Here is a 14,426-nt window from a genome sequence, read left to right as displayed (position 1 = left end):
TTTAACGAAACTATTGGCAGATAAACAATGGTATTGTAAAAAAAGTTTTAGGCCATTTTCTTCACCGCTAATAAAACAAATTGGTCTGTACGATATTGAAGACTGTTTTTTGATCCGAAAAACTTAAGTCAAGGTATTTAGTTGGTGGGCAAACAATATGCCCCCACTGATGTTTCTAAATTGATTTTTCAATCAAACCATGAAGATAAATTTACCCCCAGAATCTAATTTTATCAGTAACGAAATTGCTGAAAATGAGCAGCGCTACCGGGCCCTGGTAAGTGCAACCTCAGATATCATATACAGGATGAGCCCGGATTGGGAGGAGATGCGCGAGCTTGATGGCCGGGGATTTTTGAAGGATACGACTGAACCGATCACAGGCTGGCTTGAAAAATACATCCTGCCCGAAGACAAGCTTTTCCTGGAAGCAGCTATTGCAGCGGCTGTGGAGGAGAAGCGTATTTTTCACCTCGAGCACCGCGTACTGCGTGCCGATGGAAATATTGGATGGACACTTTCCCGCGCTGTACCAATCCTGGACGGAAATGGAGAAATAATAGAGTGGTTTGGTACCGCCTCAGATATCAGTGAGGCTAAGCGGGTTGAGCAGGCCTTGCGCGAAGCAAAAGAACAATCAGAACAGCAAAGAAGGCTTTACGAGACAATTGTGAGCAATACACCTGACCTGATGTATGTATTCGATCTGGATTATCGCTTTATTTATGCCAATGCTGCGCTGCTGGCAATGTGGGGCAAAACCTGGGATGAGGCTATAGGCAAGGGATTACTTGAAAACGGATATGAACCCTGGCACGCCACAATGCATGAACGGGAGATTGACCAGGTTCGCGATACGCGCAAATCTATTAGGGGAGAGGTTTCTTTTCCACATGCCGAATTAGGCAGAAGGGTGTACGATTATATTTTTACTCCGGTAATCAACCAGAATGGCGAAGTAGAGGCGGTGGCAGGCACTACGCGTGATATTACCGAGATCAGGCAAAATGAACATCGCAAAAATGATTTCATCGGGATGGTGAGCCACGAGCTCAAAACACCACTTACCTCCATGGTCACCTATCTGCAGTTAATGGAGCGCCAGGTAAAAGGAAAAAATGATCCGTTATTTGAAAAAGCAATTATCCAATCCTTAAAGCAAACCAGAAGGATGACCAATATGATCAATGGCTTTCTCCATATTTCCCGTTTGGAATCCGGTCAACTTGCTTTTGAAAAGAGTTGTTTTGATATCAGATTGTTAATCACCGAGCTGGAAGAGGAGATCAAAGTACTATACTCCACCCACAAGTTTGAAATTACAGGGGCGCAGCAGGTGATGGTGGAGGCAGATCGGGAAAAGATTGCACAGGTGCTGGTTAACCTGCTTAATAATGCGGTAAAATATGCCCGGCGCGAAAGTACGATACACATTCATTTCAAAACCCTCGAACATTTCTTATTGGTGAGCGTAAGGGATGAGGGGCGCGGGATAGCCCCGGATGAGCTATCTAAACTCTTTGACCGTTATTACAGGGGCGAAAGAAACCACCTGATTGCAGGTTTTGGTATAGGACTCTATCTCTGCAAGGAAATTATCGACGGGCACCATGGAGAAATCTGGGCGGAAAGTGTAGTAGGGGAAGGAAGCACCTTTAATTTTACTTTGCCACTCTGTTAGCTAAGGAGATTGATATATCGATGTTAAAAAAACAATAAGGTCAAAGGCCTGTAGTGACTGATGCAGCAGAACTAAAAACAATGCAGCAGGGCGTTGAGCCAACTGCGGCATTGTTTTTCAGTAAAACTGGTTTACACGGAAAGTGCTCTTAGGCATTTTTGAACAGGAGAGCTGTATTGGTTATTTTTTTGCCGCTGAGGCTGAACTCCTGGAACTTCTTCTACGTAACCTTTTTAGCTGGCCCATATGCTCAGTGGGTATATTATCTCCCAGCAGCTTGCCCCAGGGCTTAAGTCCATCAATCCTGTCGAAAACAATTTTTAGTACTGCGATAAATGGGATAGATAAAAACATTCCTGGAATTCCCCAGAGTGCAGCGCCCAATAATACCACCACAATGGATATCAGGGCATTGATCTGAACCTTGGAGGATACTATCCTGGGGACTAGTATATTGTTATCAATGAACTGGATGAGCGCATAGGAGGCAATAATAAGTAGCTGGGTGGTAAAACCGTCGGTAGTGAGCGTTGCCATCAGCACAGGCAGCGCAATTGCAATGATACCGCCAATGTAGGGCAGCAGGTTTAATATTGCACCAATTACGCCAATCAGGATTGCGTTCTGAACACCTAATATCAGTAATGCACACGAATTCATTGCCGCAACTATGCCTGTCTCGATAAGTAAGCCAACAATGTAACTTTGTATGGCTGCTTTAGTCTCGGTTAATATCTCACCAACTTTTTGCTGATTTTCCTCCGAAAACACCTCATACAGAAAATTCAGGACGAGGGTTTTATAAAGCATAATCAAAAATGTATATACCGGAATCAGGAAAATCACGCTTAAGATCCCCAAAGCCCCGCTCAAAGTTTGCCCAATCACTGCCTTGCTTCCGTTTGCAGCTTCATTAATCATCTGTGCCTGTTTTCTGGCACCTATTCCGAAGGTTTGTTCCAGCCATTTCTGGATGATAGTTAACAGCTCGTAGAATTTTTGTTTCATCGCATCTACATTATCAAAGAAATGGGCGATTTGGGAGCTTAAAAAGTAGGCGATGCCGGCAATGGCCAGAACTGCAATAAGCATAGAAATAGTGATGGCCACTATCTTGTGAACAAGTTTTTCAAGTCTTACAGAAAGCGGGTTGAGCAGTATCGCGATAAGTGCTGCGAAAGCTAGTGGTACCAGGATGTCACGAAGCACACTTAAGATAAAAACCGTAATTAAAATGCCAAGCAGTATCGCTGGAGCTTTGATATAGAATGGAAATTCTCGTTTCATTTAAAATATATATTGATCTTGAACATTGTAATCGCTAAAATGTTCTCCGGTAATACTTTTTTATTTTATTCAGTCAATATTAGATATGCGTTGCTCATCTGATCATACTTTTCAAACCATACTTTAGCAGCTATTTCCCACAGCTTATTATACTGACCAGACGTTTAGGCGAGGTATGAATTAAATTTTTGGCAACCTAAACCAATCCCGTTGAATTTTGTTTCTATAAATAAAAAGAAATGGAATTTTTAAAGCTGGATCGCAAATTCGGACAAGTATGTGTGGATGATCAGGATATCGATTGTATGACCTACGGGCACATGATCAAAGTGAAAAAAGCTGTCAAAAAAACGATAACGGGATTTGCCGCCGAGGCTAAGCTAGCAGGGAAAGCCATAAATGCCGCTTCCAAAGGCAGGATTAAGCCGGACTGAAGCAATTTCAAACCGGTTTTACTGGATGTTTAGGCTGATTATATTTGAACAATTCTTTTAATGTCCTATATTCAGGTATGAAAAAACTTTACCTATCATTTTTGTTCCTTGTGCTGACCAATTTGGCTTATGGACAATATGTACATTCGTATGAGTTTGTTGTACATGCCGACTCAATTGGCAAAATTAAAGGCGTTTTGCAAGAACTCTCGTCAGACGCAATTACAATAAAAAGTTTGAAGGGCAATTTGGTTACCGTAAAGGCGAAAACCATCGATAAGATAATTGTAAGTAAAAAGGTAATTTCGTTAGGTAAAAGTGTACTTTATGGAACGGGTATAGGAGTAGCCGCCGGTTCAACCGCTTTCCTTACCGATCTTGATGGTAGTGTTCAGCTGTTCTGGATGACAGCCTGTACTGCCTCTGGCCTTGTTGCCGGAACTGGTTATGGATTAGGAAGCAGGCTACTTTCAAGGAAACATCATTTCAATATAAATAACGACCTGCTGGTTTTTCAAAAGGAATTTTCCAGGCTGAAAGCATTCGAAAGCACTGAATGAAGGGATTCTGTTTTTTGTTCTGTATTCTCCACCAGAGCAGATAGCCGGCAAAAAGGGCTCTACCGGCTTAGCTGTAACGCTGAAAACGGTCTACAAGCTGAAGATTTCGTTAAGCTCAACCACATGAGAACCACTGGAAAAAACTTTAGGTGCTTTTGCCAGCTTTTCTGCAAGCAATCCTGTAGGCAGTGGTTTGAACCTGCTGAGCAATCCTATACTGTTTAGCAGATTTAATAACTTTGCTGACAGGCGCTCACCAAGCCTGTCTGTGTTTTTGCGTAAAAGTAATCCCGGCCTGAATATAATGTATTGGTTGAAACCAAGTTTGGCGATATCCTCTTCCAGCATGCCCTTAATCCTGGAATAAAATACCCTTGATGCAGCAGAAGCTCCATAAGCTGAGAGCAGTACAACACTTTGCATGCCGTTATTTTGGGCCATTTTGGCAAATTGAAGCGGGATTTCATGATCGATATGTAGCTGGTTATCTTTAGAACCGGCTGCTTTCAGGGTAGTGCCCAGGCAGCAGAATAGCACATCGCCCTTAATCTGGACTGAAAGTGTTTCGAGGTGATCAAAGCCGGTAAGCGTTTCGGTTAATTTTGGGTGTAATATTCCCGATGAACGGCGTACAAAAATAGTCACTTCGGTATAGGCAGGATCCTGCAACAGTACCTCAAGCAGGTCTTTTCCGGTAGCACCAGTGGCTCCAATGATCAGCGCTTTCATGTGTTTTTATTTTAAAATTAGTTAAATATATAATTAATCGGGAGGATTGGCTCAGCTTTAAAGAAGTGTAAAAACGAGGTGCACAGTTTGGAATGAGAATAAGCACACACTTTTAGTAAAGTCCCCAAGTATAACATTACAATCCTCATCACACTAGAGCCTGACAGAAGAGATAGGTTACAGTTCGAATTGCATCTGCTTGGATTATTAAAGGCACAATATAATTATCTAAACAAAACAAAAAATTGTATAAAGAAGATTATATTTGAACGGTAATCCGCTAAGAAGCCTAGTTTCTTTGATAAAGGATAATATCAGAACTTATTCATTCTCGCCAAGAGCAATGGATAACAGGCATCGATAAATAAATATGAGGTTAATAGAATCTACTTTTAACAATTTCCGTTGTTTCCAAGAGTATAAAATACAATATGGAACAGAGACCACGATATTTATAGGTAAAAACGGAACAGGAAAATCAAGTGTCCTCTCAGCTATCAGAAGGGGGCTAAGTTTCATGTTTTCTAGACCAGGCACTTTAGCCAAGAACCTAGCCACTTCTAACAATGCACAAGTTAGATCATTTGGCCGCAATGAAGCCAATTTCGATCAAATAACCCGAAGTTACAATTACCCAATCAGCAATATTTTCCAGGCAAGCTTTCCGACAGGAAACCTAAATTGGGGGATGCGCAAGAAAACAGCCGGGGGTGGTTATGAAACCAATGGCTATAAAGATGCGCTGTTTAGTGTTCTGGAATATTACAACAAAAACCTATTGTCGGAACTTCCCGTAATTTCTGTAATAACAGACTCCTTTCCCCATGAAAAGATCAACATCGGCGCAAAAGTCAAAAAAAATATCAGCCAAGACCTGTTGCCCAGAGATCTGGCCTACTACGGCTGGGATGAGCGAACCAACTGCGTAGAGCTTTGGCTGAATCGGTTTTATAAAGTTTCCAACGCAGAGAAAAACCTTCATGACGATATCAGATCGCTTGAATCTCAGATTAAGCTAGCAAAATCAAGGCTAGCCGATGCAGAACAGGGAGATGATAGCAAGCTAAACACAATCCATGGTAACCTTGTTAGGCTGGAAGAGCGCTTAAACTATTTGCAGGGAGATGAGCGCTCCAAAGCATTTAATAAAGAAAGAGAATTTATTACGGACAAACTATTAACATTTACCAGACCAGTCTCTGATTCACTGAACTTCATCAACAAAGAATTCCAGCTTTACCAGATCGCAGTCAACAGGCAGGACAAAAAAACAGATACCCTGGAATTTAGTTTCGAAGACGGAAGGATCATATCCTTCGAATCATTACCCATGGGATACCGCAGAGTATTTTCTATGGTAATCGACATCGCCTACCGTTGCTATATCCTCAATGAAAATAAGGAAAGCCACGGTATTATATTAATCGATGAAATCGAGCTACACCTGCACCCGGCCCTTCAACAGGACATCCTCTAAAGACTAAAGAAAACATTCCCTAATATCCAGTTCATCGTTACCACCCATTCGCCCTTAATCGTAAGCAACTTTAAAGCCGATGAAAACAATAGGCTTATTAAACTTGAAAACGAAGGAAACCAGTACAGTAACGAAAGAGTGGAAAACGTCTTTGGAATAGACTATAACACAGGTCTTACCGAAATCATGGGTGCCAATTACCGTGAGACCGAACTAGAAAGTCTGATAGACTCAGTTGTCATCTTGCGTAAGCTTGGAAAATACGAGCAGGCAGATAACGTTCTTCGTGAATTAAAGCAAATGGTTGGGGAAGACAACAAACTAATTGAACAAGAGATTGAAAACCGCACAGCTAAAAACAGATAACCTTGCGAGATGATCTTTCTTGAAAAAAATAACCAAGCGGCCATTGATCATATTTCTCAATTCCTAAAGGCGAACTGGCTAGTATCGGCATCAGGGGCATATAAATATATCAATATTGGGTACCGCGACATCAAACGTGGCGGGTTTCGAAGCTACTTCGTGCTCGAACAAAATTATATCTGTTGTTACTGTAGTAGGAAGATCGTAGACGATCATACCTGCGAGCTCGAGCATGTTATCCCTAGGTCAGTAACACAAATAGTAGATTTGAGTAAATATTATGATTTGAGCGATACCTTGAAAAATAATGTTGTCTTACAGTCAGATTTCGAAAATGCAATTATAGAAAAGGATAGCCCTCCATTTCCCCACCATATCGCATACCATAATATAGTTGCCTCCTGTAACGGAAGGACATTTGAAACCTCAGCATCCTTTACCTGTTGTAATAGAGAGAGAGCGGATGATTTTGTACCACCCTTCAATCTCATTAAAGATGTTATAGCTTATCTGCCAGACGGCACTATCGTATATGGCACCAATCCACAAGAGCGTAGCTACTTTGAGATCTTAAACCTCAATAAAAAGATACTGATAGATATCAGAAGATTATGGTACCTGTTTTCCCTTTCTAATCTTAGCCAAGAGAAGATAACCAGTGAAGAGATAACAAATTTAAAGGAACATATTGTAGAAAATGCCATCAGTCATTCCACTACAACAATAGAAGACATCAAAGTACTTCTGCCGCAGTTTATTAATCCCGAACTTTGGAAACTTTTCAAAGAATATAGCTATTTCCTAAGTTACTACCGAACACTAGCTGCCTAAAAGCAGCATCCCAAAAGGGCAGTAGAAATTATCTATGTAAGCCGTTTTTTTTGTCTTATGTCAAATACAAATTGAGATAAAGTTGGATAACTATTTCATTTATGTTAAAAAAACTTAAATTAAAACAGTTAAACTCTAAGTGGGGCCGTGATGGGAGCAGGTATTTGTTACTATAAAGCCGGTTTTTTACCATAGCAAAAAGTAAGTAAATCAAAATCTCTACCAAGCGTTTCATAACTTTTGTTTTTTTACTACATTCGCATTTATTCTATCAGTAATAGAGCTGGTAGATGAAAAATGAATTAGCAATCTCATGCAAGAAAAATTAACAATCAACTTCGATGGCGAAACGCCAGCCGAGGCAGGCAAGTTAGCCCTAGACCTACAATCCTATCTTTTATCCACAGAGAACCTGCACGTTAATATCGAAAAAGATGACGCAGATACTCAAGACTTCGGAGCAACAATCGTACTCATTCTCGGTTCAACCGCAGTTACCGCGCTCACAAAGGGCCTGTTAAACTGGATGATAAAAAAGCAAGACAAAAAGCTAACCATCAAAAAAGATGGAGAGATCAAAGGAGAAAATCTTAGCAGCGATGATATCAAAAATATCCTTGACAGCTTAAAATAGTTCTCTAAGTGGCGCTCGATCCTTTCAAAACAGCCGTAATATTTATAGGAGCAGAGTCTTTTCCCAAATCAAAAAACTTTGCGCCTGATACCGCTTTCAGAGAAGCAAAGAACAGAATTGAGAAATATTTCAGCTCGACGCTAAAAGTCGAAAGGCAAAATATACTCGATCTCTTTGATTCCGAAGGAGGTTTTGACGCGCAGGATTCTGCCATAATCGACTTCCTTAAAGCAAAGATTCCTGCAGGAATCGAAGACCTGTTTATTTACTACGTCGGCCATGGAGGATACAGCAGAGAGGATTTCTATCTATCCTTAAAAACGACCAGACATGAAAGTCCACTTTTTTCCAGCATGCCCATCAAAGCCTTGGGGCAAACCATTTCCAAGCAAGCTAGATCCATCAGGACATTCCTGATCCTGGATTGCTGTTTCGCAGGAGCCGGAGGCATGGGATTTATGTCCGAATCTGATGAAGGCTTGTCCAGAGAATTCAAAGATGCTTTTCCCTCTAGAGGAGTAACCCTGCTCTGCGCAAGCTCGAAAGATTTGCGGGCTAGGATAATTGGCACCAGAAACATAACCATGTTCACTGAAGGGCTGGATCATGCGCTAAGCGTTGGGGACCGAAGTTATAAAAAGAAATATGTGCCTTTAAGGAAAATCCTTGAATTCACGCATGCTTTCATCAAAGACCATAATCCAGTAGAGGCAGTCAAGCCAGAGATTATCAGTCCGGATCAATCAGAAGGCGATATAGCCGATATATCGCATTTCAGAAACTTCAGTTACGAAGACTCCAAATCCGACATCCTCGAAAAACGCAGAGAAATCGAAACAGAAATGATGAGGAACAACTTTGATTCACTGGCCAAAAAGTTTTTGGATTTCGTATGGAATTTTGATCTTACCGAACAGTTTGTGATGGAGGCCATTCTGCTATCATCTGAGAGCACCGAGCTCGCCACCAGCAGAGAACGCATAAAACAGGAAGAGTACACAAAACGCAAAACCGAATTGTATAAAGCAATGCTAGTGCTAATCCGTGAAATATTTAATCAAAACACCAATCAGAACTAAGATATGGAAGAGAGAGATATTTTGCTACGCGAGATTGGACAGCTAAAAGAAGTGCTCAGAACTGATTTTAGAACCTCATTTAGTACTTTTCAGACATTGGTATGGACAAAAATGTCCGATCCGGATCTGATGTTAAAGGCACTGTTGCTAGGATCTGAGGTAAACGATTTTTTTGATTTGGAGAAATCTCCCGCAGACGTAAAAGAAATTGAACAAGAACTTGCACGGCGCGCCATTGCAATCCTGGATGCAGCTGCAGAAGTACAAATAAACGAGGCCGAATTAGCTAAAATAAAAGCCAAAGAGCATAGCGTAAGAGCGTACTTCCTTTCACTGAAATCTGAGAAAGTTATATATCGGGCAGAAAATATCACAAAAGATAGAGCGAGTTTTTCAATAAAGCCCATCTCTTTTGAACTTAAATTGGGAGAGATAACCAGTGTCATCGGCAAAAATGGCAACGGTAAGTCTACGCTCTTAAAAATGGTTGCGGGAATCATCTCCATCGATGAAGGAAAGTGGGCTTTCCCAGAATTTTGTGAGCAAAGTCTCGACTGGAAAAAAATAAAAAGTAAGATCGCATTCATTTCCCAATCCCTGCCCGATCTGGGAGGAGTCATTTCCCTAAAAGAACACCTCCATTTCGTTGCCTCCAGTAAAGGGATCTTTGGACAGGAAAATGAGCGGGCAGTAGCCTACATCCTGGAGCGCCTTGGACTTTCCAAGTACCAGAATAGTTCATGGACAATTCTATCGGACGGATTTAAATTTAGATTTGAACTTGCCAGGCAGCTAGTTTGGAGTCCTAAACTTTTGATAATGGATGAACCTCTGGCTAATCTAGATGTAAAGACACAAGCAATGTTATTGAGTGACCTGCGCAACCTCACAGACTCGATCAAATATCCCATCTCCATAATCATGTCTTCTCAGAATCTTTACGAAATTGAGAAAATATCAGATAATATCATCTTTCTAAATGATGGACAAGCAGTATATAATGGTAGCGCAGAAGGGATAAGTGCAAAAGGAGAATCTATGAGTTATCTCCTTGATGCCAATTGCAGTTTGGAAGAACTTCGTGCAGCCCTCTCAGACCTTTCGGAAGAAATCATTCAGATTAAGGAAGAACAACAGGAAAAGATCATCCAAACTACAAACAAACTCACGCAAGATATACTTTTGACAGCAATTATAGCCGCCAAAGTTGAATTTAAGTATTTCAGGAATATCAGTAATTCAAGTAGATTGTTTTTTGAAAATGAATAAGATAATAGATATACCTAAGCAACAGTTAGCATCTCTTGATAAGTATTTGCTTTTGAATCAGCCACTGCTCTGGTCGAGTAGAATTCATCACATATTTTACTGGGGGATAATATATTTTTTCTTTGCTACAAGCCTAGCTATTGGAATCGCTTACTGGACAACTATACTTCCAGATATGACCTACATCAAAATCCTTCAAGCACTTTCCGGGATTATCGTTTTCATCGGTTGGATTTATAGCCAGGGCATGCTCAGTTACAGCTTTCAAAAAGTAGATATCGATAAAGTTCATTTCCTAAAAGTCTTCTCCCTGTATTACCTGGTGTTAATCTTTATGATCATCATACAGATTGTACCCTACAAAATTTTGAATCAAGGTATCCAGGAACGTTTGATAGATAAAGATTTGCCAGAACTCAAAACAACCCAGTTCTACGAAGAAATCAACCAAAATCGCCGCCTTGGACCTGAGAAATATAGCATATATGGAAAGAAAAAGTTGTCGACCCTTGAGCAATATACAGATGTCAGCGCCTCAAGTTCGGATTCGATATTCGCTTACCGGTTCGTAACCGCAACTAAGCTTAGTAACAAAACATTAGTAGAGCATATCATGGAAGAAAACTACAGTATCTGTCACCCTGATTCCAATCCCGTTAAGGGATGGATCAGCGTTTCGCCGGTATCTTACATGAAAAATAAGGAAATCGGGAAGATCCGTAGAATTTACTACAATCAATTCTCTGAAAGTAAAACATACGCTAAATGCTATGGAACTGAAGTGTTTTCACGTTCATTTATTGCATTAGATTCAATAGCTAAGCCGGTACGCCTGACAGTTTACTACTACCAGCATAAAAACTCAGGAAGTTACCGATATGCCGACTCGCTTTCCATCCAGGGTAGCCTGTTTACCGATAGACTCATTGACCAGGCCGAAGGCGGGACAATGGATGAAAAATTAACCAGTATTCAGGAAACTGTTGAGAACGTTAATACCATTTTAGAAACCAATAACTGGCCATTAAGCCTAGTGCTCATTGTTAGTTTTATTCTTTCTGGAATGACTTATTTAATAGCCTTTTTGGGAAACAGTGTTGCACCTTTGAGATTCAGAGATACTATTCTCTTTGTTTCTTTAGTTACCTTTTGCTATCCACTTTTTTCAGATTACAGGTACTATTCCACGGAGTTGTTAAGCTTGCTGCTAATTTTGATGATATTAGCGAGCGGTTATTTAAGCTTTTTCGGATCCCATAAGTTAGATAATGTTTTACTGATTATTATCCTCGGTCTTGCAAGCGTTATTCTTGGTATCCTGCTCATCGCGATGGTATTTATGAAAGGAACTGAATTTTCATTTTACAATATCACAGTTCACAGACCCTCAGATATAATTTTACTGATTTTATTGACCCTGAATATAACCTATCTTATTCCGTATTTTTACTCAGAGCTTCTTTTTAAGATGGCGCTATTACCAAGATAATGCTTAAGAATAACCAGATTTATAGTAAGAAGCTTTCCAAAACCAGTGTTATTCAAGACAAAGTATAGCCCTCTCTTATGGCCTCATCCACCATTGGGTTAACAGATGTAAACTAATTCTAGTATCAGAATTCAAAAAACGACAAGTAAATTCAAGATGCATAACAGCGCCCATATTTAGGTATCCTAAAGTGTTGCCATCTGGCTGACAAGTTAAGGGTAAATCCGTAGTGAGTCCGCATATAGTCCGCGTTCTTATACTCAAATGCGGATTTAGTACGGATTTACCACGGATGTATGGTATATCATGATGCCAGATGCTATGCATCTGCTTGCCATAAAGATGCTGGTATCTCCCTGTTTTTGATATTCTAGCTAATACTGTTAGAAAGTACCAGTATGATTAGCACAGTATTAAACGGCTATATTGTACCGCATTTTGCTTATTGTTAATCTACCCTAACGCAGATAGGCATTAGGGATATTACCAGGCACATAACTAATACCATACGCAGCTTTAAGTAACCTGCAAACAACATCCATAATTGTTATTTCTTCCCTATGCATTTGCGGGAGTAATCCCATCATTGCATAACTGATCGGATTTACCGCTGCAATAAGCGTTTCCGTCAGGTAGCATTAAGCCTGCTTTAATTCATGCTGGCGAAACAATCCTCCAAAATAACGCCCAAAGGCTGCCGTCAACAGTAGCGCAAGACCAAAATAGACAGTATAGTAAGTATTTCCCCTTGAGATGTCTGCGCTGATACCCACACCTACTTCAAGTGTAAACCCGATACTGGAAGCAATTAACACATATTTGGTTGCTTCCTCTTTCCGGTTATATCGTGCAATGAAAAAAGAAAAAGCAAAATATACCAGGCCAAAGCTTAAAGATTGAAAGATAATATGTTTAAAATGGATCAACCTTGAAGAGGCCGCAATAAACTCTACAAGTAAGCCAAGCAGTAATAAGAAAGTTATAGATGGCGAACGGAATAAATTCTTTAATGTAAGCTTGTCGGTATTACGCAAACTAAATACCAGGCAAACCATAAAACCGATAAGGCAGATGCCGGTTAAGTTGAAGCTTAACTCAGTAAGAGAGTTATCGAACATCCTTACAGGTGCAAGCACACTTCTGTCGGGCATCAATTTTCCAAGCTGTGAGGTCATTAAGGAATTAACCAGTAGCGGTAGCGCGGAGAGGAATATCAGTCGGAGAGGACCCCGTTTTACTTGCTTTTCAATAAAAAGTGCAATCTGGTGTTTTGCTTTTAGGATCCGGTAAAGCATAAAAATCAAGAGTGCATGAAGAGAAATGACGATTGTGTTTGCTAGGCTGGAAGTCCCAAACTCCTTGTAAATGATAAAATAAATTATACTGATCAAGGTTAAAAGCAACGAAGTGACACCATAAAAAAGATTAAAACCAATCAATAGATAACTCCAGAGTTTATTATGGGTAAGCGAAAGGTTGACCTTGCTATATTCCTCACCTAGAAGCTCGGCATGACCGATCCTTTTGCGTGCAACAATAAATGATTCCTCGGCGGAGAGACCCTGCCTTTGTAGGGATTCGACAGAATCGAAAAGATGATCCTTAAGTTCCCTGCAATCTGAAAGAGTGAGGCTACCCTGATCTTTGATCAAGCTAATGTGCTCGGAGATAGCATTTCCGAGGTCGAAACGGGGAGATTCCATAATTTAGTGATTATTTCGTTGATAAAACTGATCTGCTGATATTGTGAACTGAGTTCCTGGAGTCCCTTTTCGGTAATCGAATAATAGCGGCGCTCCCTTCCTGCAATTCCTTTTTTCCACTCACCAGCTATCCATTCCTTGGATTCCATTTTTTTGAGTACTGGATAAAGCGTGCCTTCAGCCACATTAAGCCCACCTCCAGTCTTTTCTTTCAAATCCTGGATAATCTGATAACCGTAACTTTCCTGTCTTCTCAAAATCAATAGAACCAAAGGGGCCAGGGAGCTTGCCATAAGATCCTTATTTAACTCTTTCATATTCAAATATACATAGAACTTCTAAGTATTCAAGTTTTATCTTGTTATTTTTATATCATTATGCTTTAAATCAAGGAGACGATTAGGTTAAGCTGATAAGCCCCCGCTCAAAAAAAGGCTTTTTGCAGTTATAACTCTCGGTCGCTATTTTGAGGCGAATCGATGGCATAATAATATTTTATATCAATTATTTGAAGTTTGTGAAATAGGCAAGGCTAAGAAACCATTACCAAATTCATCAATTAAATTTTGGATATAGCGTATAATATAAGTGTGATGGGAAGTAGAAAAAACTAAAGTTAATCCAAATGTATTACCCTAACGCAGATAGACATTAGGGATGTTACCAGGTACATAACTAATACCATACGCAGCTTTAAGTAACCTGCAAACAACATCCATAATTGTTATTTCTTCCCTATGCATTTGCGGGAGTAATCCCATCATTGCATAACTGATCGGATTTACCGCTGCAATAAGCGTCTCCCAGGGATAGCCTTTGCCCCAAATGAGGCCAGGAATGGTGGTTTGAAGATCAGCGGATTTAGAAAGCAGGTAATCCATCATATC

The 14,426-nt window shown here is 40.3% G+C and carries 15 protein-coding genes; 10 read left to right on the top strand and 5 right to left on the bottom strand.

Going from position 1 to position 14,426, the window contains the following annotated elements:
• Nucleotides 1-199: 199 nt before the first annotated feature.
• Nucleotides 200-1,681, top strand: a complete 1,482-nt coding sequence (locus HWV58_RS16085; RefSeq protein ID WP_175635071.1) for a sensor histidine kinase — start codon at nt 200-202, stop codon at nt 1,679-1,681.
• 180 nt (nt 1,682-1,861) lie between these two features.
• Here the strand turns inward: HWV58_RS16085 and HWV58_RS16080 are convergent, their stop codons facing one another.
• The gene (locus tag HWV58_RS16080) at nt 1,862-2,968 is read right to left on the bottom strand and encodes an AI-2E family transporter (protein WP_175635070.1); all 1,107 of its coding nucleotides are present in this window, start codon (nt 2,966-2,968) and stop codon (nt 1,862-1,864) included.
• A gap of 239 nt (nt 2,969-3,207) precedes the next feature.
• Between HWV58_RS16080 and HWV58_RS16075 the strand changes: the two genes are divergently transcribed.
• Both HWV58_RS16075 and HWV58_RS16070 read left to right on the top strand, forming a co-directional pair.
• Nucleotides 3,208-3,402, top strand: a complete 195-nt coding sequence (locus tag HWV58_RS16075; protein ID WP_175635069.1) for a hypothetical protein — start codon at nt 3,208-3,210, stop codon at nt 3,400-3,402.
• Between the two features lie 77 nt (nt 3,403-3,479).
• Complete coding sequence (locus tag HWV58_RS16070) at nt 3,480-3,962, top strand: hypothetical protein (RefSeq protein WP_175635068.1); 483 nt, start codon at nt 3,480-3,482, stop codon at nt 3,960-3,962.
• A 90-nt stretch (nt 3,963-4,052) separates the two neighbouring features.
• Here the strand turns inward: HWV58_RS16070 and HWV58_RS16065 are convergent, their stop codons facing one another.
• Complete coding sequence (locus HWV58_RS16065) at nt 4,053-4,691, bottom strand: NAD(P)H-binding protein (protein WP_175635067.1); 639 nt, start codon at nt 4,689-4,691, stop codon at nt 4,053-4,055.
• Between the two features lie 370 nt (nt 4,692-5,061).
• Here HWV58_RS16065 and HWV58_RS16060 point away from each other — a divergent pair, with 370 nt between their 5' ends.
• From HWV58_RS16060 to HWV58_RS16030, 7 genes are all read left to right on the top strand, one after another.
• Nucleotides 5,062-6,168 carry an AAA family ATPase gene (locus HWV58_RS16060; RefSeq protein ID WP_175635066.1) on the top strand — a complete coding sequence of 369 codons (1,107 nt, stop codon included), beginning with the start codon at nt 5,062-5,064 and terminating at the stop codon, nt 6,166-6,168.
• A gap of 186 nt (nt 6,169-6,354) precedes the next feature.
• Nucleotides 6,355-6,534: a hypothetical protein gene (locus HWV58_RS16055; protein WP_175635065.1), complete on the top strand. Its 180-nt coding sequence runs from the start codon at nt 6,355-6,357 to the stop codon at nt 6,532-6,534.
• A gap of 9 nt (nt 6,535-6,543) precedes the next feature.
• Nucleotides 6,544-7,365, top strand: coding sequence for an HNH endonuclease (locus HWV58_RS16050; RefSeq protein WP_175635064.1), 822 nt, complete (start codon nt 6,544-6,546; stop codon nt 7,363-7,365).
• A gap of 313 nt (nt 7,366-7,678) precedes the next feature.
• Entirely contained in the window at nt 7,679-7,999 is a 321-nt protein-coding gene (locus HWV58_RS16045; RefSeq protein ID WP_175635063.1) for a hypothetical protein, read from the top strand.
• Between the two features lie 8 nt (nt 8,000-8,007).
• On the top strand, nt 8,008-9,078 hold the full coding sequence (locus tag HWV58_RS16040; RefSeq protein WP_175635062.1) for a hypothetical protein: 1,071 nt from the start codon (nt 8,008-8,010) through the stop codon (nt 9,076-9,078).
• A gap of 3 nt (nt 9,079-9,081) precedes the next feature.
• Nucleotides 9,082-10,347, top strand: a complete 1,266-nt coding sequence (locus tag HWV58_RS16035; RefSeq protein ID WP_175635061.1) for an ATP-binding cassette domain-containing protein — start codon at nt 9,082-9,084, stop codon at nt 10,345-10,347.
• On the top strand, nt 10,340-11,836 hold the full coding sequence (locus HWV58_RS16030) for a hypothetical protein (RefSeq protein ID WP_175635060.1): 1,497 nt from the start codon (nt 10,340-10,342) through the stop codon (nt 11,834-11,836). The genes HWV58_RS16035 and HWV58_RS16030 overlap by 8 nt, the downstream gene beginning before the upstream one ends.
• A gap of 638 nt (nt 11,837-12,474) precedes the next feature.
• On the opposite strand, the gene HWV58_RS16025 is transcribed toward HWV58_RS16030, so the two are convergent.
• The 3 genes from HWV58_RS16025 to HWV58_RS16015 all read right to left on the bottom strand — a co-directional run bounded on the left by HWV58_RS16025 (nt 12,475) and on the right by HWV58_RS16015 (nt 14,423).
• Nucleotides 12,475-13,539, bottom strand: coding sequence for a permease prefix domain 1-containing protein (locus HWV58_RS16025; protein WP_175635059.1), 1,065 nt, complete (start codon nt 13,537-13,539; stop codon nt 12,475-12,477).
• On the bottom strand, nt 13,485-13,856 hold the full coding sequence (locus HWV58_RS16020; RefSeq protein ID WP_175635058.1) for a PadR family transcriptional regulator: 372 nt from the start codon (nt 13,854-13,856) through the stop codon (nt 13,485-13,487). Before HWV58_RS16020 ends, HWV58_RS16025 begins: the two co-directional genes overlap by 55 nt.
• A 318-nt stretch (nt 13,857-14,174) precedes the next feature.
• On the bottom strand, nt 14,175-14,423 hold the full coding sequence (locus HWV58_RS16015) for a hypothetical protein (RefSeq protein ID WP_175635057.1): 249 nt from the start codon (nt 14,421-14,423) through the stop codon (nt 14,175-14,177).
• Nucleotides 14,424-14,426 lie beyond the last annotated feature (3 nt).

Source organism: Pedobacter ghigonis, from assembly GCF_903166585.1.
GTDB classification, from domain to species: domain Bacteria; phylum Bacteroidota; class Bacteroidia; order Sphingobacteriales; family Sphingobacteriaceae; genus Pedobacter; species Pedobacter ghigonis.
The sequence above is the reverse complement of the archived record's forward strand: the minus strand, read 5'-3'. Positions and strand labels throughout refer to the sequence as shown.